This window comes from Thermodesulforhabdaceae bacterium, assembly GCA_037482015.1.
Lineage (GTDB): Bacteria > Desulfobacterota > Syntrophobacteria > Syntrophobacterales > Thermodesulforhabdaceae > JAOACS01.
This window is the reverse complement of the sequence record JBBFKT010000004.1, coordinates 136743-154396: the sequence shown is the minus strand read 5'-3', so window position 1 is coordinate 154396 and position 17654 is coordinate 136743. Positions and strand designations below refer to the sequence as shown.

At 45.2% G+C, this 17654-nt stretch carries 15 protein-coding genes; 3 read left to right on the top strand and 12 right to left on the bottom strand.

The genetic code is table 11. From position 1 onward, the window contains the following. The first annotated feature begins 152 nt into the window (after positions 1 to 152). From WHS38_07190 to WHS38_07180, 3 genes are read left to right on the top strand one after another with little or no spacing between them, the layout of a single operon-like run. Positions 153 to 1283 carry a glutamate synthase gene (locus tag WHS38_07190; GenBank protein ID MEJ5300756.1) on the top strand — a complete coding sequence of 377 codons (1131 nt, stop codon included), beginning with the start codon at positions 153 to 155 and terminating at the stop codon, positions 1281 to 1283. Further along, complete coding sequence (locus tag WHS38_07185) at positions 1247 to 2881, top strand: glutamate synthase-related protein (GenBank protein MEJ5300755.1); 1635 nt, start codon at positions 1247 to 1249, stop codon at positions 2879 to 2881. The genes WHS38_07190 and WHS38_07185 overlap by 37 nt, the downstream gene beginning before the upstream one ends. A 15-nt stretch (positions 2882 to 2896) precedes the next feature. After that, positions 2897 to 5227, top strand: a complete 2331-nt coding sequence (locus tag WHS38_07180) for an FAD-dependent oxidoreductase (GenBank protein ID MEJ5300754.1) — start codon at positions 2897 to 2899, stop codon at positions 5225 to 5227. A gap of 96 nt (positions 5228 to 5323) precedes the next feature. Here WHS38_07180 and groL read toward each other — a convergent pair whose 3' ends face one another. The 12 genes from groL to WHS38_07120 all read right to left on the bottom strand — a co-directional run bounded on the left by groL (position 5324) and on the right by WHS38_07120 (position 17654). Beyond that, positions 5324 to 6940, bottom strand: a complete 1617-nt coding sequence (groL, locus tag WHS38_07175; protein MEJ5300753.1) for a chaperonin GroEL — start codon at positions 6938 to 6940, stop codon at positions 5324 to 5326. A gap of 29 nt (positions 6941 to 6969) precedes the next feature. Then, positions 6970 to 7260, bottom strand: a complete 291-nt coding sequence (gene groES, locus WHS38_07170) for a co-chaperone GroES (protein ID MEJ5300752.1) — start codon at positions 7258 to 7260, stop codon at positions 6970 to 6972. A 219-nt stretch (positions 7261 to 7479) separates the two neighbouring features. After that, complete coding sequence (locus tag WHS38_07165) at positions 7480 to 8337, bottom strand: alpha/beta fold hydrolase (GenBank protein ID MEJ5300751.1); 858 nt, start codon at positions 8335 to 8337, stop codon at positions 7480 to 7482. 36 nt (positions 8338 to 8373) lie between these two features. Further along, a complete protein-coding gene (locus tag WHS38_07160) occupies positions 8374 to 9048 on the bottom strand; it encodes an HAD family hydrolase (protein MEJ5300750.1) in 675 nt (224 codons plus the stop codon). 77 nt (positions 9049 to 9125) lie between these two features. Beyond that, the gene (locus WHS38_07155; GenBank protein ID MEJ5300749.1) at positions 9126 to 10625 is read right to left on the bottom strand and encodes a thymidylate synthase; all 1500 of its coding nucleotides are present in this window, start codon (positions 10623 to 10625) and stop codon (positions 9126 to 9128) included. Between the two features lie 32 nt (positions 10626 to 10657). Then, a complete protein-coding gene (locus tag WHS38_07150; GenBank protein MEJ5300748.1) occupies positions 10658 to 11272 on the bottom strand; it encodes a deaminase in 615 nt (204 codons plus the stop codon). A gap of 5 nt (positions 11273 to 11277) precedes the next feature. Beyond that, on the bottom strand, positions 11278 to 11943 hold the full coding sequence (locus tag WHS38_07145) for a 2Fe-2S iron-sulfur cluster-binding protein (GenBank protein MEJ5300747.1): 666 nt from the start codon (positions 11941 to 11943) through the stop codon (positions 11278 to 11280). 5 nt (positions 11944 to 11948) lie between these two features. Beyond that, the gene (locus WHS38_07140) at positions 11949 to 13898 is read right to left on the bottom strand and encodes an NADH-quinone oxidoreductase subunit NuoF (protein MEJ5300746.1); all 1950 of its coding nucleotides are present in this window, start codon (positions 13896 to 13898) and stop codon (positions 11949 to 11951) included. A 34-nt stretch (positions 13899 to 13932) separates the two neighbouring features. Beyond that, the gene (nuoE, locus tag WHS38_07135; GenBank protein ID MEJ5300745.1) at positions 13933 to 14484 is read right to left on the bottom strand and encodes an NADH-quinone oxidoreductase subunit NuoE; all 552 of its coding nucleotides are present in this window, start codon (positions 14482 to 14484) and stop codon (positions 13933 to 13935) included. Between the two features lie 152 nt (positions 14485 to 14636). Continuing rightward, positions 14637 to 15317: a ribulose-phosphate 3-epimerase gene (gene rpe / locus WHS38_07130; GenBank protein MEJ5300744.1), complete on the bottom strand. Its 681-nt coding sequence runs from the start codon at positions 15315 to 15317 to the stop codon at positions 14637 to 14639. 22 nt (positions 15318 to 15339) lie between these two features. Continuing rightward, a complete protein-coding gene (rsmB, locus tag WHS38_07125; GenBank protein ID MEJ5300743.1) occupies positions 15340 to 16710 on the bottom strand; it encodes a 16S rRNA (cytosine(967)-C(5))-methyltransferase RsmB in 1371 nt (456 codons plus the stop codon). Then, a complete protein-coding gene (locus WHS38_07120) occupies positions 16707 to 17654 on the bottom strand; it encodes a DUF116 domain-containing protein (GenBank protein ID MEJ5300742.1) in 948 nt (315 codons plus the stop codon). The genes rsmB and WHS38_07120 overlap by 4 nt, the downstream gene beginning before the upstream one ends.

Genomic DNA, 17654 nt, shown 5'->3' with positions numbered 1-17654 from the left:
ATATTCGTTTAGAAAGCATTATATTTGACAATAATGTGCATATCGCTATCTTAAAAGCCCTGTCTTTCCATAGTATCAGAGAATGGCATATTTATTGCTCAACTAGAAGTTTTGCCCAGAAATTTTACAAGGTCCTAAAAGGAGGGAAAAACGTGTGTCGCCTTTTCGCAATAACAAGTAATGAACCTGTTTCACCCATGATGGCAATAAAAGCCCTGGAAGTTATGAAAGAAGGTTACGACGGATCTGGAATTGGTCTGTTATTGACCGATCTTAGCGGACCTTTTGAAGAAATCAAGGATGCTCCAATACTTTCGGGTATCTTTTCTCACGCCGGTATTAAAAGACTCGATCAATTTATGATGGAACTGGGATTTATGACTAAATACAAACTTTCTATAAAACCACCTAAAACTCCGCCCCCTGGAGTCCCAAAAAGAGATGTCTATCTGGTGCGAGCGTATGAATATCCTGAGTCGTGGGAAAGTCTCAGCCAGGAAGAAAAAGAACACCGCCTAATGACCGTTCGACTTACTTTACGCCAGATGGGCGAAGAATCCGGTGATATGGTTGTTTTTAGCTTTTGGCCTGACGTGATAATGATTAAAGAAATAGGCGACCCCGTGGATGTAGCAGAATATCTTCAACTCGATCGCAAAGAACTTTCCGCTCGAATTATAATGGCTCAAGGGCGTCAAAATACTAATTACGCTATAAATCTCTATGCATGCCATCCCTTCTTTATCCAGGGAATTGCCACCATGACCAATGGTGAAAATACAGCTTTCGTGCCCATTCGAGAATTTCTCATGTCTCGCGGTTTTCCGGGCTATATTGGTTATCAGTCAGATTCCGAAGTTTTTACCCACATTCTTCATTACATATACAAAAAGCTTGGTCTGGGAATTGAATACTACAAACACGTTATCACACCTCTTCAGGATGAAGATCTTGTTCATCATCCTCAAGGAAAGTTTCTCAAAATTTTGAAAGAAACATGCCGACGGCTAACCATAGACGGTCCGAACTGTGTCATAGGTGTGCTTCCCGATAAGACCATGTTTATGGTCCAGGATAGGAAAAAGTTAAGACCCGGGATAGTTGGTGGAAAAGAAGGTGTTTTCGCTTTTTCATCAGAAGCATGTGCCCTTGAATTTGCTCTTCCCGATCGTGACCGAAAAAAGGACTTTCAGCCCATGTATCTGGACACGGTCATCGTGCCACCAGATCGAAAGGAGACAAAAATATGGCGTCAATCGGAACAATTACCCCTTCCACTTTAAGCCGTAAAGATCTGCTCTGGCAGATCGTATGGGACAAAGAACGTTGTGCTTTGTGCGGACGATGCACAGCAGCTTGCCCCGTTCATTCGATCGAGTTGGGAGTTTTCAGAAAGCGGTTGGTTCAGGTAACTCCAGGCGTGGAGACTCAGCCATCTAATGTCTATCAGGTTTTCTACGGTATCCGACAGAAAACTGATCCAGCCTATGCCTGTATCGGTTGCGGCACTTGCACTCTGGTGTGTCCAAACGACTGTATCATGCCAGTAAGAAACGATGAAATCGATAAACTTCGCTTTCACATAAACAGAGGCGGACAGCCAAGGCGAAGGGGCGGACGTAGAAATGTCCCAGAAGGCATCCTGGATCGTATTAAGTTCGTAAGAATATCCATGCTGACCGACCCGGCTCTTGATGCGGGGCGGCATGAGTTTGAACTCAGAACCACACTGGGTAGAGTCCTCCCACCCGAAGAAGCTATAAAACTCTACAAAGAGGAAGAATGGACTCCACCCGTTAGGGAAATCTATCCTCTCATAATCGGTTCAATGTCTTTTGGAGCCCTTTCCCCCAACATGTGGGAAGGACTTCAGATGGGGGTTGCATATCTAAACGAAGAACTTGGCATGCCCGTAAGAATGTGCACGGGGGAAGGAGGCTGCCCTCCAAGGCTTCTTAAGTCTCGTTTTATAAAATATGTTATTCTACAAATCGCCAGTGGATATTTCGGCTGGGACGAGATCATAAGAGCCATTCCTGAAATGAAGGAAGATCCCTGTGCTGTAGAAATAAAATACGGTCAAGGAGCAAAGCCAGGTGATGGCGGACTTCTCATGTGGCATAAAGTAAATAAACTCATTGCAGCTATTCGTGGAGTCCCACCAGGCGTTAGTCTTCCTAGCCCTCCAACTCACCAGACTCTCTACTCTATAGAGGAAGCGGTGGCAAAAATGATTCAATCTGTTTCTATGGGCTGGGGATTTAGAGTGCCGGTCTATCCTAAAATCTCCGGCACATCGACAGCCCTTGCTGTCCTCAACAACCTTACCAGGAATCCCTACGCAGCAGCTCTTGCTATTGACGGCGAGGATGGAGGAACAGGTGCTGCTTACAATGTCTCCATGAATCACATGGGGCATCCTATAGCGAGTAATATCAGAGACTGCTACCTGAATCTGGTGAAGGTGGGAAAGCAAAATGAAATTCCTCTTTTCGCCGCAGGAGGAATAGGAAAAGGAGGAAATCTTGCTGCCAATGCCGCAGCTCTTATTATGCTTGGAGCCAGTGGAGTTCAAATCGGGAAATACATCATGCAGGCTGCTGCAGGATGTGTAGGTTCTGAATCTGACCGATGCAACATATGTAACATCGGACTCTGCCCTAAGGGCATCACTTCTCAGGATCCGCGACTTTACAGACGGCTGGATCCAGAAAAAGTCGCCGAACGAGTAGTGGACGTCTTTTTGAGCTTTGACACGGAACTTAAGAAGATCGTGGCTCCACTTGGTCGCTCCACATCCCTTCCTATCGGTATGTCGGATGCTATAGGAATAGACGATTACCACGTAGCTGAACGACTTCAAATTAAACACGTGGTGTAGAAGGGGGTAACAAGCATGGAAAGCGAACAGTGGGTGAAAATACCCGGCGTTATTAACGGCCATCGGGTCGATTCTAGAATACTCGAAGAACACATCCAGCAAGCTGTTGCATCTGGAGCAAGGTTCATAGAAGTTCAAGCCGCTGGACAACATGGAATAGGTGGAAGGCTCTGGAAAGCAGGCAGCGAAAGAGTTTACATTCGAATCACCGGAGCCCCCGGTCAGCGAGTGGGGGCCATGGGGTTTCCCAATACTACCATTGAAGTAATGGGACCAGCATCGGACGATGTCGGATGGCTCAATACCGGCGCCGAAATTATTGTTCATGGAAATGCAACAAATGGCACCGGCAACGCTATGGCTCAGGGTAAAATCTACATTGCCGGCAATATCGGCGCTCGCGGTATGACCATGACAAAACATAATCCACGATTCGATCCTCCAGAACTCTGGGTGCTCGGCTCCGTTGGAGATTATTTTGCCGAATTTATGGCGGGAGGCATTGCCGTAATTTGCGGCTATCAGCCTCAAGACCCAGAAAACGTTTTGGGTTATAGACCGTGCGTTGGTATGGTTGGGGGAAAGATTTTCTTCCGAGGTCCCCACAAAGGATACAGTCACCCCGATGTAAAACTAGTGCCAATTGACGATCCTACCTGGGAATGGCTTACAGCAAACCTTCGTGTGTTCCTAAAAAAAATAGGTCGTGAAGATCTTTTCGATGCTCTGGCTCAACGTCCTGACTGGCAACTCCTGGCAGCAAGAAGCCCAATGGAAAAGGCTACTCTCTCGAGAAAATCAATACATGAATTTCGCATATCTGTATGGGAAAAAGAACTGGGCAAAGGTGGGTTGATTGGAGATTTGGTTACTTTAGATCGAAGCCCCATACCTGTAATAACAACCGGATTTCTAAGACGCTACGTTCCAGTCTGGGAAAACAGAAAGTATCTTGCTCCCTGTGAAGCGAGTTGTCCAACGGGAATTCCTGTTCGGGATCGCTGGCAACTTATTCGAGAAGGTCGTATCGATGAAGCTGTGGATCTTGCTCTAGCTTACACTCCTTTTCCCGCAACGGTGTGCGGATATCTCTGTCCAAATTTGTGCATGCAAGGATGCACAAGAGCGGCTCAGGGAGCTACTCCCATTGATACCACCGTTTTGGGAAAAGCCAGCATTTCAGCTCGTCCTCCTGAACTTCCTCCCATGACAGGTGGTAAAATTGCCGTCATAGGAGCAGGACCTGCTGGACTTTCGGTAGCATGGCAACTCCGGCTAAAAGGGCATGAGGCTGTTGTTTACGATATGAGGCAGGAAGTGGGAGGAAAGCTCACAGAGGTAATACCGCCTTCTAGAATTCCTCAAGAGGTCTTAACAGCGGAATTGGATCGCATTAAAAAATTGATTCCCAGGATACACTTACAGCAAAAGCTCACAAAAGAAGACTACGAACGACTAAAAATGGACTATGATTTTATCGTGCTTGCTACTGGAGCTCAAAAGCCTCGCACTCTTCCTGTGCCAGGAGGAGAACGAGCCATAACGGCAAGAGAATTTCTGCGCCGCAGCCGACAGAATGAGATTACTCCAGGTGATCGAGTTATCGTTATCGGAGCGGGTAATGTTGGCTGTGATGTAGCTACAGAAGCCTCACGTCTTGGAGCCAGTGACATAACTCTCATTGATATTCAGGAACCGGCTTCCTTCGGTAAAGAGCGAAAAGCTGCGGAAGCAGTGGGAGCAAAATTCCGTTGGCCAGTCTTCACAAAAGCAATTACAGAAAAAGGTGTGGAACTTACATCCGGAGAAATCCTTCCTGCCGATACAGTTGTTATAGCTATCGGTGATCAACCGGATCTTGAAGGCATTCCGGAAACGGTTATGACTGAGCGGGGGTTTATAAAAGTCAACGAATATTACCAAACAACGGATCCAAAGATCTTCGCTATTGGCGATGTTGTAAAGTTAGGAATCCTCACGGAAGCGATTGGAGCAGGTAGAATTGCTGCCGAGACGATAGACGAAATGCTAAAAGGCAAAAGACCACGACGTGACACCAAAATGGTAATAAGTAAGAATAGAGTAAAAGCGGAATACTTTGATCCACGACTTATTCCCGGTGTCCCACTGGAAAAGTGCGCTAATGCCTGTGCCTCTTGCGGTTCCTGTAGAGATTGTGGAATCTGCATCACCATTTGTCCTCAAGGTGCAATATCGAAACAAGAAGAACCAAATGGACGATTTGAAATGGTAGTTGATGGAGACAAATGTATAGGCTGTGGTTTCTGTGCTGGAGCCTGTCCCTGTGGCATATGGAATCTGGTAGAAAACGATCCTATTGAATAGGCTATAAAACAAAAGCCCTCGGAACTGACTCCGAGGGCAAATTTCTTCTTAAAAAGGTGCGGGATATTCTTATATTACCGCACCTTTGTTTTTTTCTTAGTATTCAGGCGGCATAGCTGGGGTGGTTTGCTTCTTTTCCTCAGGTTTTTCCGCTACAAGAGCTTCTGTGGTGAGAAGTAGCGATGCAACGCTTGCGGCGTTCTGCAGAGCAAACCGAACAACCTTGGTTGGGTCAATAACTCCGGCTTCGATAAGATCCTCATAAGTTTCGGTCTGAGCGTTGAAGCCGAAGCCACCATTTCCAGCCTTGACTTTTTCAACCACAACAGAGCCTTCGTAACCAGCGTTATCAGCAATGCATCTGAGAGGAACTTCGAGAGCCTTGTAAATGATCTCTTTACCGAATCTTTCTTCGCCATCAAGCTGGAGTTCTTCGAGGGCTTTCTGGCAACGGAGCAGAGCTACACCACCGCCAGGCACAATACCTTCTTCAACGGCAGCTCGAGTTGCGTTAAGGGCGTCCTCAACGCGAGCCTTCTTTTCTTTAAGCTCGGTTTCTGTTGCCGCACCAACTCGAATCACAGCAACACCGCCAACCAGTTTAGCAAGTCGCTCCTGAAGTTTTTCACGGTCATAGTCGCTGGTGGTTTCTTCAATCTGAGTGCGAATCTGTTTGACTCGAGCTTGAATCTGATCTTTGGATCCACCACCATCAACGATCGTGGTGTAATCCTTGTCAACGATTATCCTCTTAGCAGTTCCAAGGTCATTAACGGTTACATTTTCAAGCTTCACGCCGAGATCTTCGGATACCACCTGACCACCGGTAAGAATTGCAATGTCCTGGAGCATAGCTTTACGACGTTCGCCAAAACCGGGAGCCTTAACAGCACAGACTTTCAGTGTCCCGCGGAGTTTGTTAACCACAAGGGTAGCCAGAGCTTCACCTTCTACATCTTCGGCAATGATGAGCAGAGGTTTGTTCATGCGAGCTATCTGTTCAAGCAGTGGAAGGAGATCCTTCATGCTGCTGATCTTCTTTTCATGGCAAAGGACGTAAGCATCCTCGAGAACTACTTCCATCTTTTCGGGGTCGGTAATGAAATAGGGCGAGACATAACCGCGGTCAAACTGCATTCCTTCCACTACTTCGAGAGTAGTTTCCATGCTCTTGGCTTCTTCGACCGTGATGACCCCTTCCTTTCCAACTTTGCTCATAGCTTCGGCAATAATGTTGCCGATTTCGGGATCGTTATTAGCGGAAATGGTTCCGACCTGAGCGATTTCTTTCTGATCTTTGATTTCCTTGCTCTGAGCCTTGAGAGCTTCAACAACCTTAGCAACAGCCTTGTCTATCCCTCGCTTAAGAGCCATGGGGTTATGTCCAGCAGCGACAAGCTTTGAACCTTCCCTGAAAATAGACTGGGCAAGAATAGTAGCTGTGGTGGTTCCGTCGCCAGCAACATCGCTTGTCTTGCTGGCAACTTCTTTGACCATTTGAGCGCCCATATTTTCGAATTTATCTTCAAGTTCGATCTCTTTGGCGACGGTTACACCGTCTTTGGTGACGAGAGGGGAACCGAAGGTTTTTTCGATAAGAACGTTACGACCTTTGGGACCAAGAGTAACTTTTACTGCATCGGCAAGAATGTCTACTCCTCGAAGAATCTTTTCTCGAGCAGCAGCACTATACTGAATCATTTTGGCCGGCATACTCGACACCTCCTCCCTTCTTTACTGGCTTAACCTTCAACAATTGCCAATATATCGTCTTCCCTCATAATCAAATATTCCTGACCTTCAATTTTCACTTCTGTCCCAGCATATTTAGAGAAGAGAACCCTATCACCTTCTTTAACAGTAAGGGGGATTTCTTTACCGTTTTCCAGAACTTTTCCTTTACCAACAGCAATGACCTTACCTTGCTGAGGCTTTTCCTTTGCAGTATCGGGGATAATGATTCCACCAGGTGTTTTGTTTTCTTCTTCTATGCGCTGGACGATGACTCGATCATGCAAAGGTCTCAGCTTCATAAGCTTTCTCCCTCCTTCTAAACCAAGTTTATTTTTATTAGCACTCTCATTGATTGAGCGCTAATAAAAATAAAAAGACTTTGAAAATCGTCAAGACCCCTTTCGAAAAATTTTTTAGAGAAAAACCATCACCGAGGAAGGCAAATTTCAAAAAAGCAAGAAAGGAAGGAAAATTATGTTCCTGTTGGGGGCGGACTTCAATCCGCCCCTTATTAAAAATTAAACCAATTCTTCGACGGTCTTAACTACCCGATTGATCACACCAGGCCAGAATAGAACAAAGGTGTGGCAAACAGGGGGCAGAGTAATACGATCCCATCCTTTGGGTATCTGGTAAAGAGAAGATAGGGGAAGAACCATATTGTCGGTAGGGCTCCAGAATTGAATTGCCTTAAAGGGAGGAGAATCAAGGCGCATCCTTACATCAGCAAGTTCTTCGTTGCCAAATCTCACAGAGCGAGCGAGCCGACCGCAACTCAACGAAGCAAGCCGACTTCCGTAAAATGGTGTTCCCAGAGAAATAACTCCTTTGACCATGTAGCCTTTTTCGCTGAGACTACGACCTAATAGACCAGCTAAAAGTCCACCCAGACTATGTCCAATCACAATTACAGGTTCTTGCTGTGAAGCTTCTCCCAGAATATCTTCCAGTTCTTTATCCAGCCTATTAAACACATCCCAAATGGAGCCTTCCCAGCAATGATGTTGGAGCGAAATGAAGGAAAATCCTCGTTTAGCAAAAGCTCTCTTAAGCAAAAGAGCTGCACTTGGATTATGGAAAAGTCCGTGAATGAATACAATTGTTCCCTTTGACGGTGTCGCCTTAGCACTCCACCACTTTTTCACCAAACCAAAAGGGTAAGTAACAAGAATTACAGGCAGAACCAAAATAGACGAGAATAAGCTCAGCAAAACACTTCTCTTTAACTTGTGGTCAAGTAACCGTTCCAGAATTTCTTTCTCGCTTTTTGCTCCTTCGTGAGCACAGGAAGGTGTGGAGACTTCATACCAGTAAAACACGTAAGTTAAAGCGGGTATTAACACCCATAATGCCAGGACAAGCAACACAACTCCCATGTTTTATCTCCCCTAAGATGCTAAATTATTCTGGATCTAAAACACACCACCGCTTCTAACAAGTTCTCTAAGATCTGCCACGGCAAAATCTGGGCGGACGAGTTCTCCTCTAAGAATCTTAGCTAATACTTCACGTTCCCTCTCCGGTCTTATAAGAAACCATACTGTTTTGAAACCTTCGGACTTTGCAGGCATTATATCCATCTCGTATGTGTCGCCAATCATCCAGTATTCGTCTGCCTGAACTTTAGCCATAGCTAAACGATAAATTTCTGGACTCGGTTTTTTAACACCTTCTCTATAACTCAAAACTTCATACCGAAAACAATGCCATACATGAGCACCCTTTTCTCTTACTCCTTCGTAGAAAGGATGCCATATATTGGAAATTATCCCCAGTTCGTAACCTCTGCTAGCTAGAGTCTGGATTACATCTTCTACACCCGGCATAAGTTCTACGCAGGCTTTCTGCTCTTCCCAGACTTCATCAACGATTTTCCGCAAAGTTGAAGAACCAACGTGTTTTAAGAAAGGCTCAACAGCTACAAAAAACTCTTCTTTAGTTTTTATTGGTGTGGTCATAATAAACTTCCCAAGATACTGCATATCCCTTTCTGAGAGACCAAGCCGATAGCCAACTAAGCGCCGTGGGGACATTTCCCCTCCGGTTGCCAGCGTGTGACCAATATCAAAAAATATCACTCTTCTCATTGTTCCTCTGGATGGGTGGGGTTAAAACCCGCTCACGCATTATGAGCTGGGCAAATCAGGAAACGTCTATAACAGTCTCAATCCTGAATAAATTCCTTTCCTTCTTTAAGGCACCGCTCTGCTCGTTCAAGTTGTCTGCCTAAATATATTGCGTGACTTATTTCCGATACAATTCCATCACGTGCAATTTCATGTTGAAGTCGTGCCGCTTTATCGGAACGATAAGTTTTGAGCACTACGTCCTCATGACAATATTCCACAAGGATAGCATCCCCATCTATAGAAATCCTGAAATATCCCATGGGATCGAGGCGGTAGCGGAATTCTTTTTCTGACGCAATCCGTGCCGCTCTGTCCAGTTCTCCATCATCAATGCTTATAGAATGGCTGATAACCGTTATAGCTCCAGGCGGCATCCCTACAGACGAAGACACATAACGTTGAAGAGCCATGAGCCCGTGAAAATTTACTAGCCAGGCATCGAGGGCGTTGTGAGTCCGGAAGGTTGCCGTCAGAGTTAATTTGCCACCGTAGCGTCTGAAAAAAACGGATACAAGACAAGGAGCGCTTTCTTCAGAAGTGATAGATTCCATCTCCACTCGCACAAGGTCTCGTCGAGGATCCCAAAGCACAATATAACTTCGGCGATCTTCCGGATCATTTCTGAGTCGAGCTATAACATCTTCAATTTGATCTTTTCCAAAATAACTTCGCATCCTGTGACCATAGGTATAAGACGTATCTTCCAAAAGCTTTCCTGACAGAAACTCATCCTCGTATTGACGCACATAGACCGGGTCAAAACCGTAACAAACAAGATCAGAATCTGGCACTGGTTCTGGATGTTCAACAACAACCTTAACATTCTGAAGCTCCCTACGCTTGCCTTTACGCAGTTCAACAGGATTTCCGAAAAAGAACAGGCAGTGTATAAGATCTTTCCATGCTGTAAGTGGATCATCAGCCCAGATTGTGTGGGTTCTAGGATTGCTGGGATAATGGCTTACGGAAAAATCAGGAAGTGGAACCGCTATTCTCTCGCTATATGTTGGCAGACCGTTAGGCCGGTAGTTTTGAAAAAAACTGCGGATTTTTTCAAGAGCACCTCTACTCTGGGGTTCCCCGGCAAAGAAAATCTCGGGTTTTCTATGAAACATTTCTGGCGTCACAAGGTTATCAATTATACGATTCCTTCCTTTAATAACCACCGGTTCTGCCCCTTCAAAGGAGCATGACGGCAAGCGCAGGCTATTTGCAATTGGCTCAACACCATTTTCAAAAAAAGCGATGAGATCCTCAGCAGACCCCGATCGGTTACGACCAAAAAGAACAAGAGAATCTATTTGGGGATTGTAAAGCAAATTCCTGAGAAGATCTCTAAGACCGTTGCCGTAAAGGGTTCCGATGACAGCGATAGGGGATGTATTCGAATCGAGATTTATTCCCGCCTTCTTAAGGAGTCGTTCTATATAATCAACACCAGACCACAAAGTGATGATCCCTACTGTCCCGTAGGGATTCACAATTCTAAGCTTATCGGCACAGTAAATAGGTTCAAATCTAAGCTTTTCCATCATTAACAACTTCATGCAATAAGTAAATATTCTCTCTATTGCCCATGGCTATAAATATTGTCGTCCAGATCAAAATCAAGACTCATAGGGGTAGGAGCTAGTCTTCGCCTGGATGTAAGCTCTTTTATATCGGACAGGATGTAGTCATAAGTTTCCTGCGAGATTGTAAGCTGCTCAAAGATTTCAATACCTGCTTCCTTTACAGCTTGCCGCCAGAATGCATCACGCTCAGGCGAAGATGATTCATAGGGATGTTCGTAATAAATTCTCTTAACACGCGCCATGGCAATAAGTTTAAGACAGACGTAGCATGGAGCAAGAGTAGTGTAAAGAGTAGCACCTTCTACGGAAATGCCATAGCGAGCTGCTTGAGCAATGGCGTTGGCTTCAGCATGGGAAGCCCGGCAGAAGTTGTATTTGTCTATATCAGGAACTTTAAGAACTCGTCTATAGCAAAAGGGTTCCCCATTCAGATCAGGTTCGTCTATGCATTGAGGGGCTCCCGGCATAGCACCGTTATAACCAGTTGCCAAGATATGATTCTCTTTAACAATCACAGCTCCAACTCGCCTGGAATTACAGGTTGATCTAGTGCTGACAATTTTAGCAATTAGCATGAAATATTCGTGCCAGCTTGGTCTCTTATTCATGATCGCTAAGCCTTCCTGCTTTCCACCGATGATGTAAAAGCACTTTTAGGAAGCAAGGCAGCCACTGGGCAAACATCCACACAGGCATTACAATTTGCACAGATGCTGGTGTTCTGCTCACCGTCAAAATAGGCAACCATAGTCATAATACCACGTTTGGCAAAAGTTAGAAGAGGCATCTGGTTAATGGTTCTACAGGTATGAATGCACTTTGCGCATAGCACACAGCGGTTTGGCACATAATAAAGCGGTCCAAAATCAACAAGGTCTGGCAAACCTCTATCGATATGTTCTAAGGGCTTGGGATTTAATCCCACACCTATATGTTTAGCAATTCGCATAAGAAGACAGGGTTTCTCGGTAGGACAGATCTTAGGATGGCAGGGATGGAGAGACATAAGGAGTTTAAAAGCAGATTTTTGTAAGGCTCGCACTTCAGGGGTATTGGTTTTTACAACCATTCCATCTCGAACTCTTTCTGTGCATGATGTAACAGGCCTATCATAGCCTTCGATGCTCACAAAACAAAGCCTGCAGGAAGCGTGAGGGTGATGGCGAGTTTTAAGAAAACATAGATTAGGGATAAATATTCCGTTTTGAATACAAGCTTCTAAAACGGTGAGGTGTTCTTCGACTTCCAGTTCCCTATCATCTACCGTAATCTTTACCATGACCCCTATGCTCCTTCTTTGACCTTTTCTTCATGTGGACGCTCAATAATGGGCGCTAGACTCGGCGGCGAAACTTTTCGCACTGCATCATACTCTTTCGGGCATGCCGTCATGCATTCGCCACATTTGACACATTTACTCTGGTCGATGGCTTTCTTTCTTCCTTTGGTGGTAAAGATCGCTTCTACAGGGCAGGATCCAACGCAGGCTTCACAACCTCGAGCGCACTTATCCAAATCTATGTAATAGGCGGTGAGAGATCGACATTTCAAAGCAGGGCAGCGCTTTTCCCTTACATGGGCCACATATTCATCGAAGAAATATCGAAGAGAAGTAATTACAGGATTAGGAGCCGTTTTACCAAGACCACACAAAGAACCCTGTTTGATGTCTCGAGCAAGGTTCTCAAGAATGGTCAGGTCTTCTTCTTGACCTTCACCTTTTGTGATTCTGTCAAGTATATCAAGAAGATGCTTTGTGCCTATACGACAGAAGGTGCATTTCCCACAGGACTCTTTTTGGGTAAAATCGAGGAAATATCTAGCCACATCAACCATACAACTGTCTTCATCCATTACCACCATACCACCCGACCCCATCATAGCGCCCGCTTGAGTAAGGGAATCGAAATCTATAGGGGTATCGAGAAAAGCATCAGAGAGGCATCCTCCGGATGGTCCTCCTATCTGAACCGCTTTGAAAGCTTTCTTATTAGCAATACCTCCACAGATATCGAAAATAAGCGTTCTTAGAGTCGTTCCCATGGCAATTTCAACAAGACCCGGATGTTTTACGTTTCCAACAATGGAAAAGATCGCTGTTCCCGGGCTTTTTTCAGTGCCAATGGATCTGAACCAATCAGCACCTTGGTTTATAATGGAAGGAACGTATGAAAGAGTTTTAACGTTGTTTACGATGGTGGGACGTCCCCAAACCCCCCGTTCAACCGGGTAGGGTGGACGATGCTGGGGCATTCCACGCCTTCCCTCTATGGATTGGATAAGAGCCGTCTCTTCCCCGCAAACAAACGCTCCGGATCCTTGAAAGATCCTTACGCTAAGTGAAAAATCACTTCCCAGTATATTGTTCCCAAGAAACCCGTAAGTTTCTGCTTCCTTTATTGCATGTCCTATTGTTTTAACCGCCAGAGGATATTCAGCTCTTACATAAATAATTGCGGTATCGGCTCCTACGGCATAAGCACAAATGGCGATCCCTTCAAGAAGCTGATGAGGATTGCTCTCAATAATAGTGCGATCCATATAAGCTCCCGGATCGCCTTCGTCGGCGTTGCAAATTACCACTTTCCGGTCAGCCTTTTGAGTTCTTCCAAGGCGCCATTTACGACCTGCTGGAAACCCCGCGCCACCTCGTCCTCTAAGACCAGATCGCTCTACTTCATCAATAATAACTTCTGGTTCCAGAGTTAAAGCCTTGACTAAAGCGCTGTAACCTCCAAGAGCAATATATTCCCTTATGTCCCACGGATTAATACGTCCACAGTGAGCCATCACAATTCGCTCTTCAAATCCAAACCTTGGAAAGGTGGTAACGGGTGGAATCAGTTCGTTATCTTCCATCGCGCCCATTACATATTCAAAGGCTGGATCAGCGTCTTTGATGTAGGATTGAACGATAAGACGAGCTTTACCGGCATTAACACTGTGATAGCATATAGGTGGAAATCCTGTTTGAGGATGTTCCACTATGATGAGTGGTTCAGCATAGCAGTGACCAAGGCATCCCACAGGGATTACTCTAGCGGTAACATCGAGAGAAGCTACGGTATCTTCTATGACTTTTTGAGTTTCCTCTGCTCCAGCGGCTCTTGCACAGGTGGACATAGTTACTCGAATTGTGGGGATTCCGTCTCCTTTCTCTTTTTCAAGTTCTTCCTGAACCTTATTTTTCAGTGCTTTATAACGATCTTCAATGTCCTTTCTACCTTCCCCCACTTTGGAACTCCTTCTTGCCTAGGTAGTTTCCTCTTTAGGAGGCTTCTGCCTTGATTTGACCTTCACGAATCTTTCGCTGAATTTCAAACTGCAAAAACAGCCCTTCAACCTTGCTCGGCTGCATGTAACCTATCACTTTGTCATCAACTACAGCGACGGGAGCCAAAGCACAACACCCAACACAGGCAACTCTTTCAATGCTATATTCCCGATCTGGCGTTGTTTCCCCCTCCTTGATACCGAGCTTTCGCTCAAAGTTTTCCAGAATAATATCTCCTCCCTTGACATGACAAGCAGTGCCCATGCAGACTTTAATCTCATGCCTTCCCGGCGGATGAAACCTGAACTGATTGTAAAAAGTAGCCACACCATAAACTTCGCTTGTGGAAATGCCGATGTAATTAGCTACGGCTCGCATCGCCCCAGGCGAAAGAAACTTAAAGGTTTCCTGGATGCGTTGAAGGATAGGAAGAAGATTGGTTCTTTCTTGAGAAAATTCTCTAAAAATAGCCGGTAGTTTTTCTGCAATAGCTCGTTCTTCTTCCTCTGTTACCAGTTGGTTCGCATTATGCTTTCCAGCTTCCATTGATTATTACTCCAGATTGTCAGGTTATCTAACACAAAAACCGCTATGAAAATTACTCACTCATGGTTAAGCATAGCCAACACAAAACCAAAGTCAACCATCCATTTTCCTGGTATAATCATCATCAACAAACATATATTCATTTCGCAACATCAGGATTCCACGGCTGCGCGGGCTTTTTTCCTGAGAAGCTCGATATTTTCTCGGTATTTACCGCCAGAAAACACAGCCGTTCCCGCCACAAAAATATCCACCCCCGCTGCAGCCAACTTATCAATATTGTCAGCATTAATTCCGCCATCAACCTCTATCAAAACAGGACGACCAAGGGATATGAGGCGATCTCTCAGAGCCTTAATCTTAGGAATAACCGATGGAATGAAAGCCTGTCCACCAAAGCCAGGATTTACAGACATCACCAGCACCATGTCCACTTCCTCAAGAATACCATCGAGCGCACAAACCGGGGTGCCAGGATTGATTGAAACTCCGGGCCTAGCTCCCGCAGTCCTAATCTGCTGAATAACTCGATGAAGATGTCTGGTTGCTTCAACGTGAACTGTAATCAAACTTGCTCCTGCGTCTGCAAAAGCCTTAACATACCGTTCCGGTGACTCTATCATCAAATGAACGTCAAAAGGAAGTTTAGAATAAGGTCTGATAGCTTTTACCACGTCGGGTCCAATGGTAATGTTTGGAACAAAAATGCCATCCATTACGTCTATATGGATCCAGTCCGCTCCAGCCGCCTCAAGAAGGGCAACTTCTTCTCCAAGTCTTGCAAAATCAGCAGACAGAATAGATGGAGCAATAACATGTCTAAGCGATCGCATTGGTTTTCATCTCCCGCCGTAATTAATCAGGTCTAAGCCACGTTACACCAAAAAAACCGTCTATTTCGTGAATATGGGGTAGTGTTCTTAAAAATTTCCCATCCGTAAGAACATCCGCATCCTTAACAGAGGCTTTTTCCAGAAGCTTATGTGCCGGGATTTCTTCCCATGGAAAAGCTTCTTCAAAGCTTGCGGCAACCTGGTCGTTTTCGTCCGGGAAAATAGAACAGGTCGAATATGTTAGAGTGCCACCAGGTCGAACAAACTGTGCTGCTTTAATGAGCAACTCCTTCTGTAACTTTCCCATTCGCCAGGGATCTCTGGGGTGAGTCTTCCATTTAATATCAGGATTTCGTCTCACAGTACCCCAGCCTGTGCAAGGAGCATCTATAAGGACTCGATCGAAAAGTCCAATTTTTTCAGGATTAAGTTCCAGAATATCTCCGGCAAGCGGTTTTACAATGGAGATACCAAGCCTTACCATGTTTTTTTCGAGAGCTTCGAGCTTCCAGGCTGAGACATCCACAGCGATAATTTCTCCATCATTTCCCATAAGGGAAGCAAGTTGAGCTGATTTAACTCCAAAGCCACAGCAGAGGTCGAGCACCCGTTCGCCTGGCTTTGGGTTCACCAGATAAGCAATAAGTTGAGACGCCTCGTCCTGCACATTGACAATGCCGGCCTTGTAAAGCTCCGTTTCAGATATGTCGCTTCTTAAGCCTCTCACAATCACACCAAGAGGAGCATATCGTGCTGGTGAGACCTCTGTCACATCGGGACAGTTTTCCTTAAACCAACTTATAACTTCATCTCGGCTCATTCCTTTGCCGGGCTGAACTCTGATGACCAGTGGAGCTACTCTATTGTTAGCTTCACAAAAAGCCGCCACTTCATCGTAATTCATCGTTTTCAAAAGTTTTTCTATAACCCATTCAGGGTGAGAGGTCATCACAGCAAGATATTTAACTGGCTCTATGCCAACATCCGGTAATTCCCAGTCATCAGGAGACCGCTCTGAGGCTTTTCTTAAAATTGCGTTCACGAAAGATACAAGGTGTCGTGGGTGAGTAGCTCTCGCTATCTTTACGGTTTCGTTAACCGCGGCATAGGAAGGAATTCTATCCAAAAAAAACAACTGGTAAAGCCCCAGCCTAAGTAGAATCTTTACAGAAGACTCCATTTTTTCCATCGACACCCGGCTTAGCTGCTTGATATACCAGTCCAACCTTCCCTGCCAGCGTATAGTTCCATAAAGAAGTTCCGTTGCAAGTGCTTTGTCAGTCTGGGTCAAATGTCCGTAACGGGAAAGAGTTGTGCGAAGAAGTTCGTCAGGATGAACTCTGCGCTTCTCTAGCTGAAGAAGGATCTGATAGGCTGCCATTCGAGCCGTCATTTTGCCTCGGAACTTTCCTGATTTTCCTTATCCATATTCTCGGTAAGCAAAGGGTTGGAAGAAGGAAGACCTTCAGCGAAATTATCCAATTTTTTGCTTTGATAAATAAGAGGGCTAATTTTTGATTCTAATTGATGACTTTTACTTTTAATGCTTCGAATTTCCTTAAGCACCGCATCAACAGCTTCCAAATCCACCTGAGTGTTAAAACAGGGACCATGAGGTCGTCTATTGAATATACCATACACAGGTAGAGGCACCGTATCCTGAATGCCGCTTGTAAGATCTCGCTCGCAGGCAACAGCGATAATAAGATCTGGCTTAGTTTCTTTAACCACTCTGCGGGCAATAGTTCCACCTGTTGCTACCGAAAGAGTCGCTCCATACTCTTCGGCAAGTTCAAGAAGACGTTTTATTGGACACTTACCACATCTTTTGCAATTCTCAGCTCGATAGGTTACTTTCACCGAGCATTCGCTATACTGAAGGCAATGGGGCATCAGAAGCAAAATTCGCTCGGGCACGCGACCATTACGGCAAGCTGAAAGCACAAGTTCGTTGTTTATAGTCACAAAGGCATGCTGGATTCTTTCTTTTGGAATCCCCAATAAACGTCCCACCACGATAAAAATGGGGAGAAAATACTTGATAGCAATCGACCGGAGTTTTTTTGCGTATGGAATCGAAACATCTCTTCCAAGAACAATAACCGCTATGAGAAAACCGAAAATCACAACAAAAAAGCAACCAGCGGCAACGATTATTCCTAAAAAAGCCCAGCGAACTAGGTCGGGAAGAGCCGACAGACCAACGCTTGGCACAAAGTAGGAAAAGCCCAAGATGGATAGAATCAGAAAAGCCGTAAAGAAAACAAGCAAAAGAAACAGTCTCTTATCAGACGTCGTGGCGTTATTTTGAGAAATTGCCTTTTTTATTTCTTCCAC